Here is a 16,092-nt window from a genome sequence, read left to right as displayed (position 1 = left end):
GGTTAAATATCCCTGTTGGAAAGCCGATGGCTGCCCTGTAAAAATGAAAAAATAGCATCTGCGCTAATATCCTTCGTTTGTTGCGTAGGGCTGACCATCTGATGCTGGTTTTTACCGTAACCCCCGATCAACCCCGGATCGGTCGGGCCGAAAATCGTGATATTAGGTCGATCCAGTGCGGCGGTTAAATGGCTTAACCCTGTATCCACAGAAACGACGGCGTTTGCGCCCGCCAGCTGTGCGGCAACTTGCGCCAGCGTGAGTTTGGGTAGCACCTCGACATGGGAAAAACCGGCTGCCAGACGCTCCGCACGCTGACGCTCATGTTCAGCGCCCCACGGGAGTTTAATATGGATACCGCAAGGTTGCATTAGTTCAATCAGCCTTCGCCAGTGCGTTTCCGGCCAGTGCTTATCGTCGCGCGTTGTGGCATGCAGGAACACCAGATACGGCTCGGCATGCTCCTCCGTCTCGCGCAAAAAATGCTGTGCAATAGCGTAGTCACCCTGGGCTTCAGGTTTTGCATAGCCCAGGCTTTTCGCGAACAGCTCGCGGGTGCGCTCCACGGCGTGCTGTTGTTTCGCAATATGGTGTCGACGGTTATAGAACAGGCTCGCCAGCGGTTCGCGGGCGGTTTGCCAGTCCATGCCGTGCTTTACGCCGTGCGCCAGACGCGTGACCAGCGCGGCGCTTTTCACCAGCCCCTGGGCGTCGACGATCGCGTCGTAACGCCGGGCCTGCACCGCTTCGCGGAAGGCTTTGCGTTCGGCTTTAATCGGTGCGGAGAACCACGCTTTGCGCCAGCGGCGAATGGCCACCGGGATCACGCGATCAACCGCTTCATGCCAGGTGGGGATCTGCGCGAAGCCTTCTTCCACCACCCAGTCAAAACGGATGCCGGGAATGGCCCGCATGGCGTCCGTCAGCGACGGCAGCGTATGCAGAACATCACCCATTGAGGAGGTTTTAACGATCAATACCCGCATCCGTTATCCTTCTTCGCTCAACAGCAATGCGTTGAGTTCTTCAAGGACGCGCTGCGGCGTGATGTCGATCAGGCTCTGATGATAGCCTTCTGCGGCATCGCCTTTACGCACCTTGTGGTAGCCGGTGATTAAACGGATCACGCGCGCCTTGTGCGACAGCGGCGGCGTGAAGTCCGGGCTGCTTGGGCCATACAGCGCAACCAGGGGACGATCCAGCGCGGCGGCGACGTGCATTAAACCGGAGTCGTTCGTCACCACGGCTTTACAGGCGGCAATCAAAATAACCGCCTGCTCGAGCTGCGTTTCCCCGGCCAGGTTTCGGCACCAGGCCTGTTGCTCGGTACTGAGCGTGGCGAGAATTTCATTGCCCGCCTCATGATCTTTCGCCGAGCCAAACAGCACAATCTGATAGCCTTCATCGATAAGCTGTTTCGCCAGCTCTGCATAGTGATAGTGCGGCCAGCGTTTTGCCGGACCAAACTCCGCGCCAGGGCAGAACCCAATCATCGGGCGTTCGGACGAAATGCCAAATGCGTTGCAGGTGTGGGATTTCTCCCCATCGCTTACCTGGAGCTGCGGCCACAGCAGCGGCTGCGGCAGATCTTTCGCGCTGCGCATCACGCCTTTGTCGTAGGCCAGCGCCACGTAGCGCTCGACCATCAGCGGCCAGGCCTCTTTATCCAGCACACGGGCATCGTTCAGCAGGCCGTAGCGCATTTCACCGCGCCAGCCGGTACGATGCGGGATGCCCGCAAAGAAGGGCACAAGGGCAGATTTGAAGGAGTTAGGCAGCACGTAGGCGCGGTCATAGCGTTTCTCGCGCAGGCTGTGGCCGAGTTTGCGGCGTTCACCGATTTCCAGCGCCCCGTGGCCGAGCGGCATCGGGATCGCCTCGTTCACTTCCGGCATACGCGATAACAGCGGACGGCACCATGCGGGTGCCATCACGTCGATTATCGCCTGGGGATAACGCGCCTTGAGCGTGCGATAGAGACTTTGCGACATCATCATGTCGCCCACCCATGACGGGCCGATCACCAGAATTTTCATACTTATGCGTCGCGGTTCAGCCAGGCCATATATTCCGTTACGCCTTCGGCAACGGTCTTGAACGGCTTGTCATAGCCTGCGGCGCGCAGGTTAGTCAGGTCCGCCTGAGTGAATGCCTGGTAGCGGCCTTTCAGCTTATCCGGGAACGGAATGTACTCGATGCTGCCTTTCTTATGGTACGCCAGCGTCGCGTCTGCCACCGCCTGGAAGGATTCCGCGCGGCCGGTGCCCAGGTTGAAAATGCCGGACACGCCATTTTCCAGGAACCACAGGTTCACTGCCGCCACGTCGCCCACGTAGACGAAGTCACGCTTGAAGCCGTCGCTGCCTTCGAACAGTTTCGGGCTTTCGCCGTTATTTAACTGGGTGTTCAGGTGGAACGCCACGCTCGCCATGCTGCCTTTATGGCCTTCGCGCGGCCCGTAGACGTTGAAGTAGCGGAAGCCGACAATTTGCGAGTTCGCTTCTGGCAGGATCTGACGCACGTACTCATCAAACAGGAATTTGGAGTAACCGTAGACGTTCAGCGGCTGCTCATATTCGCGGGATTCGATGAAATCTGAAGTGCGCCCACCGTAGGTTGCCGCGGAAGAGGCATACAGGAACGGAATTTCACGCTCCAGGCAGTAGTGCAGGAGCTCTTTGGAGTACTGATAGTTGTTATCCATCATGTACTTGCCGTCCCACTCGGTGGTGGAGGAGCATGCACCTTCGTGGAAGATGGCTTCGATCTCGCCGAACTCTTCACCCGCCATAATCTGGATAAGGAAGTCTTCTTTATCCATGTAGTCAGCGATGTTCAGATCCACCAGGTTCACGAACTTGGTGCCGTCTTTCAGGTTGTCCACCACCAGAATGTCGGTGATGCCTTTGTCATTGAGGGCCTTAACAATATTGCTGCCGATAAAGCCCGCGCCGCCAGTAACGATGATCATAACTGTAACCTTTGAAGTATGAGTCGGGGAATATCCCGAACGCTAATCTCTTTATCATATCATCACAATGCTCAGGCTTCAGCCATTCACCGATATGCAGCAGGGGTACGCGTGATTTATGCTGCAAAAACGAGAAGAGATACTGCGTCATCTCGTCATGAACTATTGGTTTGGGTAATATGTGCCAAAATTTGCCGAGTCTGGAGAATTGCAATGCGTGGTGATTTTTACAAACAGTTAAACAGCGACCTCGAGACCGCACGTGCGGAAGGGTTGTTCAAAGAAGAGCGTATTATCACGTCTGCCCAGCAGGCGGACATCACCGTTGCCGACGGCAGCCATGTGATCAACTTTTGCGCGAACAACTACTTAGGTCTTGCGAATCACCCTGAGCTGATTGCCGCGGCGAAAAACGGCATGGACACCCACGGTTTCGGTATGGCCTCCGTTCGCTTTATCTGCGGTACCCAGGACAGCCACAAGCAGCTTGAGCAAAAGCTGGCGAACTTCCTCGGAATGGAAGACGCGATTCTGTACTCATCCTGCTTCGACGCCAACGGCGGTCTGTTTGAAACCCTGCTCGGCGCAGAAGATGCGATTATCTCCGACGCCCTGAACCACGCCTCCATCATCGACGGTGTTCGCCTGTGTAAAGCGAAGCGTTTCCGCTACGCCAACAACGACATGGTTGAGCTGGAAGCCCGCCTGAAAGAGGCCCGTGAAGCCGGTGCCCGCCACGTGCTGATCGCCACCGACGGCGTGTTCTCCATGGATGGCGTGATCGCCAACCTGAAGGGCGTGTGCGATCTGGCGGATAAATACGACGCGCTGGTGATGGTGGATGACTCTCACGCGGTTGGCTTTGTCGGCGAAAACGGTCGCGGCTCCCACGAATACTGTGACGTAATGGGCCGCGTGGACATCATCACCGGTACGCTGGGCAAAGCGCTCGGCGGCGCGTCTGGCGGTTATACCGCTGCGCGTAAAGAGGTGGTTGAGTGGCTGCGTCAGCGCTCCCGCCCGTACCTGTTCTCCAACTCCCTGGCGCCGGCGATTGTGGCTGCCTCTATTAAAGTGCTGGAGATGGTGGAATCAGGAGCTGAACTGCGCGAGCGTCTGTGGGCTAACGCCCGCCTGTTCCGTGAAAAAATGAGCGCAGCAGGGTTCACCCTGGCCGGTGCTGACCACGCGATCATTCCGGTGATGCTGGGTGACGCGGTTGTCGCACAGCAATTTGCTCGTGAGCTTCAGAAAGAAGGGATTTACGTGACCGGGTTCTTCTTCCCGGTGGTACCAAAAGGTCAGGCGCGTATCCGCACCCAGATGTCTGCGGCGCACTCGCCTGAACAAATTGAACGTGCGGTGGAAGCCTTTACCCGCATCGGCAAACAGCTGGGCGTAATTGCCTGAGGACGTGTGATGAAAGCGTTATCCAAACTGAAAGCGGAAGAAGGGATTTGGATGACCGACGTACCGGAGCCGGAAGTCGGTCATAACGATCTGCTGATCAAAATTCGTAAAACCGCCATCTGCGGTACTGACGTTCACATCTACAACTGGGACCAGTGGTCGCAAAAAACTATTCCCGTGCCAATGGTAGTCGGCCACGAATATGTCGGCGAAGTAGTCGGCATCGGCCAGGAAGTGAAAGGCTTCAACATTGGCGACCGCGTCTCCGGTGAAGGCCACATTACCTGTGGTCACTGCCGCAACTGTCGCGGTGGGCGTACCCACCTGTGCCGCAACACCGTCGGCGTGGGCGTGAACCGTCCGGGCTGCTTCGCGGAATACCTGGTGATCCCGGCGTTTAACGCGTTCAAAATCCCGGACAATATCTCTGACGATCTGGCCTCCATCTTCGACCCGTTCGGCAACGCGGTACATACGGCGCTCTCCTTCGACCTGGTGGGGGAAGACGTGCTGGTCTCCGGCGCAGGCCCCATCGGTATTATGGCGGCAGCCGTGGCGAAGCATGTGGGTGCGCGCAACGTGGTGATCACCGACGTGAACGAATACCGCCTGTCGCTGGCGCGCAAAATGGGCGTCACCCGCGCGGTGGATGTCTCGAAAGAGAGCCTGACCGACGTGATGGAAGAGCTGGGCATGACCGAAGGCTTTGACGTGGGTCTGGAGATGTCCGGCGCGCCACCCGCGTTCCGCACCATGCTCGACACCATGAACCATGGTGGTCGTATCGCGATGCTGGGTATTCCGCCGTCAGATATGTCCATCGACTGGAACAAAGTCATCTTCAAGGGGCTATTCATTAAGGGCATCTATGGCCGCGAGATGTTTGAGACCTGGTACAAGATGGCCGCGCTGATCCAGTCTGGTCTGGATCTGTCCCCGATTATCACTCACCGTTTCTCCATCGATGAGTTCCAGCAGGGCTTTGACGCGATGCGTTCCGGCCAGTCAGGGAAAGTGATCCTGAGCTGGGATAAATAATGAAAAAGGGGCCAGCGGCCCCTTTTTTTACTGATTCTTTTTCTCTTCGTCCGTCAGGTAACGCACCTTGCGGGTGTAGTCCTGACCTTTGAACAGCAGTTTGTTATCCGGCGATTCCAGATACTTCTGCCACTCGGAAAGCGGGAAACCACCGTGCGCGCCAATCACCTCTTTCGGCACAACGGCTTCCTGACCGCCGATCTTCTTGGAGACCGGCCAGTTCATCCAGTCGCCCAGGTTAACCGTTTTTACATCCAGCATGTCCAGCAGCGCAGCGAGCGGCAGCTGATCGGTCGGCGGCTGCGTATCGTCCATCAGCTCCCAGGTATCCTGGAACAGCGTCAGCCACAGCGGGCAGATACGGCGCCAGGTCTTTTTGGTGGCCGCAAGAAACGCGCCGTTAACGTGATCGACCAGATACGGGCGCACCGTTTCTTTGTAATATGCCGGCACTTTCTCCGCTGGCGCACCGTCCAGCTTGGCAATCATTTTGCCCTGACGGAAGCTGGAGTAGATGTGCATATCCGCCATGTTGATCTCTGGCATTTTAAGCAGGTTGAGATCGGAGTCGATCATCAGCACCCCTTCACCGCGCGCCTGCAACGGAGCATTAAGCTTCACCAGACGACTGAGGTAGATCTGCTTATAGCGGTACCCCTCTTCACGTTTTGGAAGCGTGAGGGTGACAACGCGGGTTTTTAGCGGCAGCTCGCCGAAAGCGGATTCAGGCTGATCGCTGACGATAACAATCTCGCTGACGTCGGTGGCGTAACGCTCTGCAAAGGTCGCTGATAATAACGCCTCTTCGACGAAATCCGCGCCCGTACAAGGGATCACGATGGAATCAACCGCAACGAGATTGCGCGTGACCGGAAGGGAAGCGTAGGGAATGTTATGACGCCCGGTAATGTGGCGGTAGCGAGCATTCAGGAATTTAAACATGTTCTTCTCGTTTGGTTATTGCGCGCCAAGAACGGCCTCGACACCGTTAACATAGCTTTCAATGGCATACATGTTGCAGACATTCTGGTGTGCGGCAGCGGCGAGCCGGGCGCGCAGAGCAGGATCCTGCCAGATATTATCCAGATGTTGAGCAAGTTGCGACACGTCGCTCCACGGAAACAGCAGGCCGGTCGACTCGTGGTCGATCAATTCTGCCGTGCCGGTCACCTTTGAACCAATCACTGGGATGTTCAGCAGCATTGCCTCCAGCACGACGCGCGGCAGACCTTCGCTCTTCGAGGCCAGAATAAACGCGTCAAAGGTAGCAAGGTAGTCAAAAGGCGTGTTCTGGAAACCGGTAAAAATCACGTGTTCAGCAATCCCCAGCGCGTCAGCCTGTGCCGTCAGCGCGCCGCGCTCAGCCCCTTCACCGACCAGCACCATCTTCCATTTTGCCTGCGGGTGCCTCTGGTTGAACTGGGCCAGCGCCTCCAGCGTGTGATGATTGGCCTTGCGAGGGATTAACGAGCCAACGCTGCCGAACACAAACGTGTCATCATCAATGTTCAGGCGCTGGCGCATCGCGCGTCGGTCGGGCAAAGGCTGGTGGATGTCGATGGCATTGTTGACCGTGGTACACAGCGCTGGCCGGACGCCATGCTGAAGTAGCACACGTTCAACGCCGTGCGAGACGGCGATGATTTTTGTGGCATGGGTATTCACCAGCTTCACCAGCGGCGGGGTTAGCACCGGTTCAATCCGGCAGTGCTGGATTATCCGCGCATGCAGGTTTGCGCCCGCCAGATACCCTTCTTCGTTAGAGCCTGGCTGGTTGTTCATATACAGCGTATCGAATCCACCTTCCCTGAAAATGGTCTCGATCTTGCTGACGTTGGGGCGAATGCGCCACAGGGTATCGATATGCCGCGTAAATGCTTTGCGCGCTGAACGCGAGAAAAACAGCAGACCACGTCCCGCTTCTTTCAGGAGTTTTGCCCATGCCGGTTGCTTACGTTGAGGGATAACGAGTAGAGGTATCCCAATGCTATTGAGCACCTGGCCTATCGTTTCACCTTCAGCACGACTATAATCACTGTAAAAACAACAAGTAATGTCGAATTTTTCGCGGTTGATTCGCTTCAGAAGCTCAAGCATACTGTTGGTACCTCCCCCCCATTCTTTGCCCGTGTCCAGGAGGAGGATTTTACGTTTTTGCGGCATGTCTGAATCCGTATGCTACCCTTCATCTGACCGCATTATAAAGAATTTGTTGAAATAAAATAGATTTTTTGTATTTCTTTGTCTTTTTATAAGAAAACGTTTTAAACACGCTTATTTTAAAAGTGTGATTTAAGACTTTAATCGCCTCTTCTCAATTAGATACTATTAGCGAAAATATTTATGTTGTTATTGAGAGAGTGAGAAAATGTTTAAAATAACGGTCTGCTTATTAACGTTTAACTCCGAAAGAACGTTGCACGATGTTATTCCTCCTCTTTTAAAAATAGCGGATGAATTCGTTGTAGTTGATTCCGGAAGTACAGACGCAACGATATATATTTGCCAGAGTTATGGATTGTCGCCCATATTCAAAAAATATAGCTGGCACGGCGAGCAGATGAACCATGCCGTATCCCATGCGCACAACGACTGGGTGCTGTGCATGGACAGCGACGAAATACTCGATCAAGAAACCGTTGATGCTATTTTAAAATTAAAAATGGGCGATGAACCCGAACCGGATATGGCGTGGCGGATATGTCGTCACTGGTTTGTTCTGGGAGAAAATGTCCGAACGATTTATCCCGTCTCATCACCGGATTATCCTGTGCGTCTTTTTAACCGTACGCAGTCGCGGTTTAATAACCGGCCAGTAGACGATCAGGTCGAAGGTTTTCTCCGTTCTGAACGTATTCCTGGCTATGTCAGACACGATACGTTTTATTCACTGCATGAACTTTTCAATAAATTAAACGGATATACCACTCGCCTGGTTCAATATCAGACGATACGTCCCTCTCTTGGTCGCGGAGCGATCAGCGCTATCGGCGCATTTTTCAAATGGTATCTGTTTAGTGGTGCCTGGCGTCAGGGAAAAGTGGGTGTGGTGACAGGGTTTTATGCCACGGCGTACAGTTTTTTGAAGTATTTCAAGGCCTGGTATCAGAATCGGGAAAAGAAAGAGTCCGTTGCAAAAGAGCAGTCGGACTCTTATCTGGCAGAATAGGCGTTAGCCGATCAGGCTTTTTTTCCCCAACCCTGCCACTGTTGCTGGACGTATTTAACCAGCGTACTGCTGCTGATGCTTTCGCCAATCACCGTGAAGAAGCGGGTTGCATAGACCGGTTCAGGCGGCTGTTTCAGCGTGCAGTTCTTCACGCCGCGGAATGGATTACGTGGCCGCGTTGCGGGTGGTTGCGCGCTACCCGGACGGGAAGTATCCACCTGAGGTTCATTGAGCAGATCGCTCGGACGCACCAGCGTGATATCGGCGGGTAAGCCCGGCAACATTTGCTGCAAAACGCGAACGGTAGATGGATGCGGATGCCCAATGGCAATCGCCGAACCGTTACGGCGCGCCAGCTGTACCGCGCGGTTGAACTGGACGCGGATATCCGCTTCGTTCTGGGAGTCATCCAGGAATACTTTGCGCTTGATGACTTTCACGCCCGTTCCCTGAGCGGCACGCATCGCCTGGCTGTTGCCGATGGTCATGCTGTCGAGGAAATAGAGGTTGTAACGCTCCAGCGCCTGCATCACTTTCAGCATACCGTACAGGCTGGAGGTCATCGCGCTGCCCATATGGTTATTCAGACCCACGGCATACGGCACTTTATTGTATGCATCGCGGATGATGCGATCGATCTCGTCGCTGCTCATGTCCGGGCGCAGGGTATCTTTTTCCAGCGGCTGCTTGCTGAGGGGGGCCATCGGCAGATGGATAAGGACCTGATGGCCGCCATTGTGAGCTTTGGTCGCCATTTCATGCGCGTGAGGCGCATTAGGCAGGACGGCGACAGAGATGGCTGACGGCATCGCCAGCACCTGATTTTCATAGTGTGGTCGATAACCGAAGTCATCAATCACAATCGCGAGTTTGCCTGCATAAACCGGTGCAGCCAGCGCCAGTGCGCTGACTACGGAAAAAACAATTCGACGAAATTGAAGCAAAACTTATCTTCCCAACCACGGCTGTGGATTGACCGCCTGACCCTGACGACGAATTTCGAAATAGAGTGACGGGCGGCCCTGACCGCCACTGCTGCCCACAAGGGCAATGGGTTGACCCGCGCGCACCTGAGTGCCAACGCTGACCAGCGCACTCTGGTTGTAGCCGTAAAGACTCATGTCGCCTTTACCGTGTTCAACCACCACCACGAGCCCATAACCCTGTAGCCAGTCGGCCAGGATCACGCGGCCATCGGCGATGGCTTTCACTTCGCTACCTTCAGACGCACCGATAACGATCCCCTTCCAACGTAGCTCACCCTGCAACTGTTCGCCATAGCGATGCAGGATCGTACCGCGAACGGGCCAGTAAGCCTGACCACGCGGGGAGCCGAGGCCGCCGGTACGGGACATCAGGGAACGTTCATTTTCAGTCGGTTTGTAGGTGGTGCCTTTCCGGGAGGCTTCCTGCTGCTTATTACGCACCGCCTGCGCTTCGCGCGCTTCTTTTTCGGCGCGCGCTTTGGCCGCGGCTTCTGCCCGGGCAATGCTGTTACGCAGTCTCGATTCGTTGGCGCGCATTTCGCTCAGCTGGCTTTGTCCTGCCTGGATAGAGGACTCCAGCCCGGCGAGCGTCTTCTTACGCTCATTGCGCGCCTGCTCAAGCTTCTCCTGCTGCGCCTGCTGATCGTAGAGCAGCGTTTGCTGCTGGCTCTGCTTCTCTTCCAGCTCGGCTTTTTGCGTGGTGACTTCTTCGCGCGTCTGTTTCAGCTGCGCAATGGTCTCCTGACGCGCCTGGTTAAGATAGCCGAAATAGGCCTGTAAACGCTGACCTCGCTGGCTCTCTTCACCGCTGAGGATCAGCTGAAGGCCTGTGTGTTCACCCTGACGGAAAGCAGCATCAAGTTGTGCAGCAAGGTTCCGCTCCTGGGCATCGCGCTGACGCTCCAGTTTCGCAATCGACGCGTTCATTTCATCGATTTGCTTATTGAGCTGGGCAAGGGTGTTTTGTGTTTCACGCAGCTTACGCGCGGCGGCGGAAATGGCCTCTTCCTGCTTTTTAAGCTGGGCGAGCAGGGTGGCGCGCTGCTGTTGCTGCTGACGTACTGCACGCTCTTTGGCGGCGATATCGGCCTGAATGGATTTAAGCTGATCGCGGTCATCCGCATGGGCGGATGCGGCGCACAGCAATACGCCAGCGCTGAGTGCGCTGGCGCAAAGCAGAGGTCTGACTGATAACCGAAGCGGCTTCACGACCCATGTGATTGAAAAAATCGCCTTTCCCCTCATGGGGAGCGATTATTCCACGATGAACAGCGGCTTGCCAGTCATCTCTTCAGGGATTTCCATACCCATCAGCGACAACATGGTTGGCGCGATGTCGGAAAGCTTGCCGCCTTCCACTGCTTTCACTGATTTATCACCCACATAAATCAGTGGAACAGGCAGGTTGGTATGGGCGGTATGTGCCTGACCGGTTGCCGGGTCACGCATCTGTTCTGCGTTACCGTGGTCAGCGGTAATCAGCAGTTGGCCGCCTACGGATTCAACCGCTTTCGCAACCTGCTCAACGCAGTGGTCCAGCGCTTCAACCGCTTTAACGGCTGCTTCCATCACGCCGGTGTGGCCCACCATATCGCCATTCGGATAGTTACAGATGATGGTGTCGTATTTACCGCTTTGGATCGCGGCCACCAGTTTTTCGGTCAGCTCCGCAGAGCTCATTTCTGGCTGGAGATCGTAAGTGGCGACTTTCGGTGAGTTAATCAGGATGCGGTCTTCGCCTTTAAACGGCTCTTCTACGCCGCCGTTAAAGAAGAATGTCACGTGCGCATACTTCTCAGTTTCGGAGATGCGCAGCTGCGTTTTGTCATTTTTCGCCATCCACTCGCCGAAGGTGTTTGCCAGCGAGGCGGGTGGATACGCGCATGGGGCTTTGATATCCGCTGCATATTCGGTCAACTGGATGAAATCAATTTTCGCCACTTTCTTACGGGCGAAACCGTCGAAATCGCTGTTGACGAAGGCGCGGGTGATTTCGCGCGCGCGATCGGCACGGAAGTTCATGAAGATCAGCGCATCGCCATCTTCCATGGCGGCATCGGCCTGGCCTTCAGCGCGGATCACGGTTGCCTTCACAAATTCGTCGTTTTCATCACGCGCGTAAGCCGCTTCCAGGCCTTCAACGGCGGTCGGGAACTGGAACTCGCCTTTTGCCAGGGTCAGCAGATCATAGGCTTGCTCAACGCGGTCCCAGCGGTTGTCGCGGTCCATGGCATAGTAACGACCAATGATGGACGCCACGCGGCCTTTGCCCAGTGCGGCAAATTTGTCTTCAAACGCTTCAAGAGAACCTTTTGCGCTGCGTGGTGGCGTATCGCGACCATCCAGGAAGGCGTGCAGATAGATTTTTTCCGCACCGCGCTCAGCGGCCAGTTCTACCATCGCCATGATGTGATCTTCGTGGCTGTGAACACCGCCCGCAGAGAGCAGACCCATAATGTGAACGGCCTTGCCTGCGGCAACGGCTTTATCAACCGCTCCGGTGAGAGTTGGGTTGACAAAGAATGTACGTTCTTTGATTTCAACGTCCAGGCGTGTCAGGTCCTGATAAACGATACGGCCCGCACCCAGGTTAACGTGACCCACTTCTGAGTTGCCCATCTGACGATCCGGCAGACCCACTTCCAGGCCAGACGCATCAATCAGGGTGTGGGGACGTTTTGCCCATAGCGCATCCATAACCGGGGTTTTGGCGTTGAAAATGGCGTTATCCTGTTGATCTTCACGGTAGCCATAGCCATCCAGAATCACCAGTACCATAGGTTTTTTAGAAACCGACATTGCGACAACCTCATGCTCAAGAGACAAAAAATTTGCGTAATTTTACTACAGCTGAATCGATAAAATAGCCGCAGAAGATCAAAGAAAGCGCGGGGGCAAGGCTGTTCTCAGGCCATTTTGAGGCTTTTTTTACGTGGCATGCCGCAGAAAATAGATTAGCTTTATGTCGCTGGCTGTATTTGCCACAGCGCACAGGTATACTCCTGTCCTGGTTTTTTTAATCACTTAGTCGGGAGTTGTTACCCCCCATGCAAGAAATTATGCAATTCGTTAGCCGCCACCCGGTTCTGAGCATCGCGTGGATTGGCCTGCTGGTCGCTGTACTGTTCACCACATTTAAGGGACTGACGTCTAAAATTAAGGTGATCACCCGCGGTGAAGCGACACGTCTGATCAACAAAGAGGACGCCGTGGTTGTCGATCTGCGTCAGCGCGACGATTTCCGCAAGGGCCATATTGCAGGTGCTATCAACCTGCTGCCAGCGGAAATTAAAGCGAACAACATTGGTGAGCTGGAGAAGCATAAAGCCCAGCCGATTATTGTTGTTGACGGCACTGGCATGCAGGCGCAGGAATCTGCCAACGCACTGCATAAAGCAGGCTTTGAAAACGTAACGGTGCTGAAAGAAGGCATCTCCGGCTGGAGCGGGGAGAATCTTCCTTTAGTGCGCGGTAAATAAGGAGTTAAGTGATGGCCAATATTGAGATCTACACCAAAGCAACGTGCCCGTTCTGCCACCGAGCGAAAGCGCTGCTGTCCAGCAAAGGCGTAACGTTCAAGGAATTGCCGATCGATGGTGACGCGATTAAACGCGAAGAGATGATCCAACGCAGTGGTCGCACAACGGTTCCACAGATTTTTATTGATGCGCAGCACATTGGCGGCTGTGATGACTTGTATGCGCTCGACGCCCGTGGTGGACTCGATCCGCTGCTGAGCTAGAGACTTTAGGACAATTAAAAAGGGTTTTTCCATGTCAGAACAAAATAACACCGAGATGACTTTCCAGATCCAGCGCATCTACACCAAGGATGTCTCTTTCGAAGCGCCAAATGCGCCGCACGTTTTCCAGAAAGACTGGCAGCCAGAGGTTAAACTTGATCTGGATACCGCATCCACCCAGCTGGCGGATGATGTGTATGAAGTCGTACTGCGTGTCACCGTGACCGCCTCTCTGGGCGAAGAAACTGCGTTCCTGTGCGAAGTTCAGCAGGGCGGTATCTTCTCCATCGGCGGCATCGAAGGTAACCAGATGGCGCATTGCCTGGGTGCATACTGCCCGAACATCCTGTTCCCGTATGCGCGTGAATGCATCACCAGCCTGGTTTCTCGCGGTACATTCCCGCAACTGAACCTCGCGCCAGTAAACTTTGATGCGCTGTTCATGAACTATCTACAGCAGCAGGCTGGCGAAGGTGCCGAACAACATCAGGATGCCTGATGAGCACTGTTAATGCGTCAATGACTGTGATCGGTGCCGGCTCTTACGGCACCGCTCTTGCCATCACGCTGGCAAGAAATGGTCACGACGTGGTCCTGTGGGGCCACGATCCAAAACATATCGCGACGTTGCAACACGACCGCTGCAACGTGGCGTTTCTCCCGGACGTTCCGTTCCCTGACTCTCTCTATCTGGAAAGCGACCTCGCGACCGCGCTGGCGGCCAGCCGCAATATTCTGATTGTGGTGCCAAGCCACGTGTTTGGCGAAGTCCTGCGTCAGATTAAGCCGCTGATGCGTGCGGATGCGCGTATTGTGTGGGCGACGAAGGGGCTGGAAGCGGAAACCGGACGTCTGTTGCAGGACGTTGCCCGCGAAGCGCTGGGAACAGCGATCCCGCTGGCGGTGATCTCGGGGCCGACCTTTGCCAAAGAGCTGGCTGCGGGCTTGCCGACGGCGATCTCGCTGGCGTCCACCGACCAGGCATTTTCAGACGATCTTCAGCAACTGCTGCACTGCGGCAAAAGCTTCCGCGTGTACAGCAACCCCGATTTTATCGGCGTGCAGCTGGGCGGCGCGGTGAAGAACGTCATTGCCATCGGGGCCGGGATGTCTGACGGCATCGGTTTCGGCGCGAATGCGCGTACGGCGTTGATCACCCGTGGTCTGACCGAAATGTCCCGCCTGGGCGAAGCGCTGGGTGCCGATCCGGCCACTTTTATGGGAATGGCTGGGCTGGGCGACCTGGTGCTGACCTGCACCGATAACCAGTCGCGTAACCGCCGCTTTGGCATGATGCTCGGACAGGGCAGCGATGTAAAAAGCGCGCAGGAGAAGATTGGTCAGGTGGTTGAAGGCTATCGCAATACCAAAGAAGTTCGCGAATTGGCGCACCGTTTCGGTGTCGAAATGCCAATAACCGAGGAAATTTATCAGGTATTGTATTGCGGAAAAAATGCGCGCGAGGCAGCATTGACCTTATTAGGTCGTGCGCGCAAGGACGAGCGCAGCAGCAATTAGCCGGGAAGTATCGTCACCTGAATGACCCAGCCAGCGCAGAACTGGCTGGTCATTAACTATCGTCTGGAGCAAGCAATGCCGTGTGAAGAACTGGATATCGTCTGGAATAATATTAAAGCCGAAGCCCGAGCTTTGGCCGACTGTGAGCCCATGCTGGCCAGTTTCTATCACGCGACGCTACTTAAGCACGAAAATCTCGGCAGCGCCCTGAGCTATATGCTCGCCAATAAACTGGCTTCCCCTATCATGCCTGCTATTGCCATTCGCGAGGTGGTTGAAGAGGCCTACGCCGCAGATCCGGAGATGATTGCTTCTGCCGCCTGCGACATTCAGGCCGTGCGTACGCGTGACCCGGCGGTGGATAAATACTCCACGCCGCTACTGTATCTCAAAGGATTCCACGCCTTACAGGCGTACCGCATCGGCCACTGGTTATGGAATGAGGGACGCCGCGCGCTGGCCATCTTTCTTCAAAACCAGGTTTCCGTGACCTTCCAGGTCGATATTCATCCGGCGGCGAAAATTGGCCGTGGGATCATGCTCGACCACGCCACCGGCATTGTTGTCGGTGAAACGGCGGTGATCGAAGATGACGTGTCGATCCTGCAATCCGTTACGCTGGGCGGTACCGGTAAAACCAGCGGCGATCGCCATCCGAAAATTCGTGAAGGGGTGATGATTGGCGCGGGTGCTAAAATCCTCGGCAATATTGAAGTCGGACGCGGCGCGAAGATTGGCGCGGGGTCGGTTGTGCTCCAGCCTGTACCGCCGCACACCACCGCCGCTGGCGTCCCGGCGCGCATCGTCGGTAAGCCAGACAGCGATAAGCCGTCGATGGATATGGATCAGCACTTCAACGGTATTCACCACACCTTCGAATACGGCGACGGCATCTGAACGCCGGAACAGCCAAATAAAAAAGCCCGGTGAGTCAATGCACCGGGCTTTTGATTAGTTGCGGTATAACACTTTGATAATGTGATAGCCGAACTGCGTATGCAGTGGGCCGGTTGGCTCCAGCACCGGGCAGGAGAAAACCACTTTATCAAATGCCGGGACCATCTGGCCCTGGCGGAACTCGCCTAAGTCACCACCGCGTTTGCCTGACGGGCAAATCGAGTGTTTCTTCGCCAGTTTGCCGAAGTCGGCGCCGTTTTTAATCTGTTCGAGCAGATCCTGTGCCAGTTTCTCTTCTTTAACAAGGATATGCAGTGCTGCTGCTGTTTTTGCCATGATCGTGCCTTGAGTCGACTAGTTT

General features: G+C 55.3%; 17 protein-coding genes. 8 read left to right on the top strand and 9 right to left on the bottom strand.

The window, feature by feature from the left end:
- Positions 1–2: 2 nt before the first annotated feature.
- From rfaC to rfaD, 3 genes are read right to left on the bottom strand one after another with little or no spacing between them, the layout of a single operon-like run.
- The gene (gene rfaC / locus ACOTX1_RS11055) at positions 3–986 is read right to left on the bottom strand and encodes a lipopolysaccharide heptosyltransferase RfaC (RefSeq protein WP_022646632.1); all 984 of its coding nucleotides are present in this window, start codon (positions 984–986) and stop codon (positions 3–5) included.
- Positions 987–989: 3 nt separating this feature from the next.
- Entirely contained in the window at positions 990–2,036 is a 1,047-nt protein-coding gene (gene rfaF, locus ACOTX1_RS11050) for an ADP-heptose--LPS heptosyltransferase RfaF (RefSeq protein WP_003860863.1), read from the bottom strand.
- Positions 2,037–2,038: 2 nt separating this feature from the next.
- Complete coding sequence (rfaD, locus tag ACOTX1_RS11045) at positions 2,039–2,971, bottom strand: ADP-glyceromanno-heptose 6-epimerase (RefSeq protein ID WP_003860858.1); 933 nt, start codon at positions 2,969–2,971, stop codon at positions 2,039–2,041.
- A 213-nt stretch (positions 2,972–3,184) separates the two neighbouring features.
- On the opposite strand from rfaD, the gene kbl reads away from it, so the two are divergent.
- Positions 3,185–4,381 carry a glycine C-acetyltransferase gene (gene kbl / locus ACOTX1_RS11040; protein ID WP_023315172.1) on the top strand — a complete coding sequence of 399 codons (1,197 nt, stop codon included), beginning with the start codon at positions 3,185–3,187 and terminating at the stop codon, positions 4,379–4,381.
- A gap of 9 nt (positions 4,382–4,390) precedes the next feature.
- A complete protein-coding gene (gene tdh, locus ACOTX1_RS11035) occupies positions 4,391–5,419 on the top strand; it encodes an L-threonine 3-dehydrogenase (RefSeq protein WP_017383610.1) in 1,029 nt (342 codons plus the stop codon).
- Positions 5,420–5,446: 27 nt separating this feature from the next.
- Here the strand turns inward: tdh and ACOTX1_RS11030 are convergent, their stop codons facing one another.
- Positions 5,447–6,361, bottom strand: a complete 915-nt coding sequence (locus ACOTX1_RS11030) for a hypothetical protein (protein WP_023315173.1) — start codon at positions 6,359–6,361, stop codon at positions 5,447–5,449.
- 15 nt (positions 6,362–6,376) lie between these two features.
- Positions 6,377–7,582, bottom strand: a complete 1,206-nt coding sequence (locus ACOTX1_RS11025) for a glycosyltransferase (RefSeq protein ID WP_023315174.1) — start codon at positions 7,580–7,582, stop codon at positions 6,377–6,379.
- 205 nt (positions 7,583–7,787) lie between these two features.
- Between ACOTX1_RS11025 and ACOTX1_RS11020 the strand changes: the two genes are divergently transcribed.
- Positions 7,788–8,588: a glycosyltransferase family 2 protein gene (locus ACOTX1_RS11020; protein WP_032667170.1), complete on the top strand. Its 801-nt coding sequence runs from the start codon at positions 7,788–7,790 to the stop codon at positions 8,586–8,588.
- An 11-nt stretch (positions 8,589–8,599) separates the two neighbouring features.
- Here the strand turns inward: ACOTX1_RS11020 and ACOTX1_RS11015 are convergent, their stop codons facing one another.
- Genes ACOTX1_RS11015 through gpmM form a run of 3 tightly spaced genes read right to left on the bottom strand, consistent with a single transcriptional unit; the run spans position 8,600 to position 12,373 of the window.
- Positions 8,600–9,532 (bottom strand): divergent polysaccharide deacetylase family protein, encoded by a 933-nt coding sequence (locus ACOTX1_RS11015; RefSeq protein ID WP_032634365.1) that lies wholly within the window; start codon positions 9,530–9,532, stop codon positions 8,600–8,602.
- 3 nt (positions 9,533–9,535) lie between these two features.
- Entirely contained in the window at positions 9,536–10,795 is a 1,260-nt protein-coding gene (envC, locus tag ACOTX1_RS11010; RefSeq protein WP_026094345.1) for a murein hydrolase activator EnvC, read from the bottom strand.
- A gap of 33 nt (positions 10,796–10,828) precedes the next feature.
- Complete coding sequence (gpmM, locus tag ACOTX1_RS11005) at positions 10,829–12,373, bottom strand: 2,3-bisphosphoglycerate-independent phosphoglycerate mutase (protein ID WP_023315176.1); 1,545 nt, start codon at positions 12,371–12,373, stop codon at positions 10,829–10,831.
- 248 nt (positions 12,374–12,621) lie between these two features.
- Here gpmM and ACOTX1_RS11000 point away from each other — a divergent pair, with 248 nt between their 5' ends.
- The 5 genes from ACOTX1_RS11000 (at position 12,622) to cysE (ending at position 15,731) form a co-directional block, all read left to right on the top strand.
- On the top strand, positions 12,622–13,053 hold the full coding sequence (locus ACOTX1_RS11000) for a rhodanese-like domain-containing protein (RefSeq protein ID WP_003860840.1): 432 nt from the start codon (positions 12,622–12,624) through the stop codon (positions 13,051–13,053).
- An 11-nt stretch (positions 13,054–13,064) separates the two neighbouring features.
- Positions 13,065–13,316 carry a glutaredoxin 3 gene (grxC, locus tag ACOTX1_RS10995; protein WP_003860837.1) on the top strand — a complete coding sequence of 84 codons (252 nt, stop codon included), beginning with the start codon at positions 13,065–13,067 and terminating at the stop codon, positions 13,314–13,316.
- Positions 13,317–13,347: 31 nt separating this feature from the next.
- On the top strand, positions 13,348–13,815 hold the full coding sequence (secB, locus tag ACOTX1_RS10990) for a protein-export chaperone SecB (RefSeq protein ID WP_003860835.1): 468 nt from the start codon (positions 13,348–13,350) through the stop codon (positions 13,813–13,815).
- Complete coding sequence (gene gpsA / locus ACOTX1_RS10985; RefSeq protein WP_006812398.1) at positions 13,815–14,834, top strand: NAD(P)H-dependent glycerol-3-phosphate dehydrogenase; 1,020 nt, start codon at positions 13,815–13,817, stop codon at positions 14,832–14,834. Before secB ends, gpsA begins: the two co-directional genes overlap by 1 nt.
- Positions 14,835–14,909: 75 nt before the next feature.
- Entirely contained in the window at positions 14,910–15,731 is an 822-nt protein-coding gene (gene cysE / locus ACOTX1_RS10980) for a serine O-acetyltransferase (RefSeq protein WP_022646641.1), read from the top strand.
- 54 nt (positions 15,732–15,785) lie between these two features.
- Here cysE and ppiC read toward each other — a convergent pair whose 3' ends face one another.
- A complete protein-coding gene (gene ppiC, locus ACOTX1_RS10975; RefSeq protein ID WP_006812396.1) occupies positions 15,786–16,067 on the bottom strand; it encodes a peptidylprolyl isomerase PpiC in 282 nt (93 codons plus the stop codon).
- Positions 16,068–16,092 lie beyond the last annotated feature (25 nt).

It is taken from the genome of Enterobacter cloacae complex sp. IR5401, assembly GCF_049238425.1.
GTDB lineage: Bacteria > Pseudomonadota > Gammaproteobacteria > Enterobacterales > Enterobacteriaceae > Enterobacter > Enterobacter hormaechei_C.
This window is presented reverse-complemented; position numbering and strand designations above follow the sequence as displayed.

Coding starts and splice junctions, on each gene's coding strand:
- ACOTX1_RS11000 (WP_003860840.1), top strand. CDS start 12,622: ATGCAAGAAATTATGCAATTCGTTAGCCGCCACCCGGTTCTGAGCATC.
- tdh (WP_017383610.1), top strand. CDS start 4,391: ATGAAAGCGTTATCCAAACTGAAAGCGGAAGAAGGGATTTGGATGACC.
- ACOTX1_RS11025 (WP_023315174.1), bottom strand. CDS start 7,582: ATGCCGCAAAAACGTAAAATCCTCCTCCTGGACACGGGCAAAGAATGG.
- secB (WP_003860835.1), top strand. CDS start 13,348: ATGTCAGAACAAAATAACACCGAGATGACTTTCCAGATCCAGCGCATC.
- gpsA (WP_006812398.1), top strand. CDS start 13,815: ATGAGCACTGTTAATGCGTCAATGACTGTGATCGGTGCCGGCTCTTAC.
- ACOTX1_RS11020 (WP_032667170.1), top strand. CDS start 7,788: ATGTTTAAAATAACGGTCTGCTTATTAACGTTTAACTCCGAAAGAACG.
- rfaF (WP_003860863.1), bottom strand. CDS start 2,036: ATGAAAATTCTGGTGATCGGCCCGTCATGGGTGGGCGACATGATGATG.
- cysE (WP_022646641.1), top strand. CDS start 14,910: ATGCCGTGTGAAGAACTGGATATCGTCTGGAATAATATTAAAGCCGAA.
- kbl (WP_023315172.1), top strand. CDS start 3,185: ATGCGTGGTGATTTTTACAAACAGTTAAACAGCGACCTCGAGACCGCA.
- rfaC (WP_022646632.1), bottom strand. CDS start 986: ATGCGGGTATTGATCGTTAAAACCTCCTCAATGGGTGATGTTCTGCAT.
- grxC (WP_003860837.1), top strand. CDS start 13,065: ATGGCCAATATTGAGATCTACACCAAAGCAACGTGCCCGTTCTGCCAC.
- ACOTX1_RS11030 (WP_023315173.1), bottom strand. CDS start 6,361: ATGTTTAAATTCCTGAATGCTCGCTACCGCCACATTACCGGGCGTCAT.
- ppiC (WP_006812396.1), bottom strand. CDS start 16,067: ATGGCAAAAACAGCAGCAGCACTGCATATCCTTGTTAAAGAAGAGAAA.
- gpmM (WP_023315176.1), bottom strand. CDS start 12,373: ATGTCGGTTTCTAAAAAACCTATGGTACTGGTGATTCTGGATGGCTAT.
- rfaD (WP_003860858.1), bottom strand. CDS start 2,971: ATGATCATCGTTACTGGCGGCGCGGGCTTTATCGGCAGCAATATTGTT.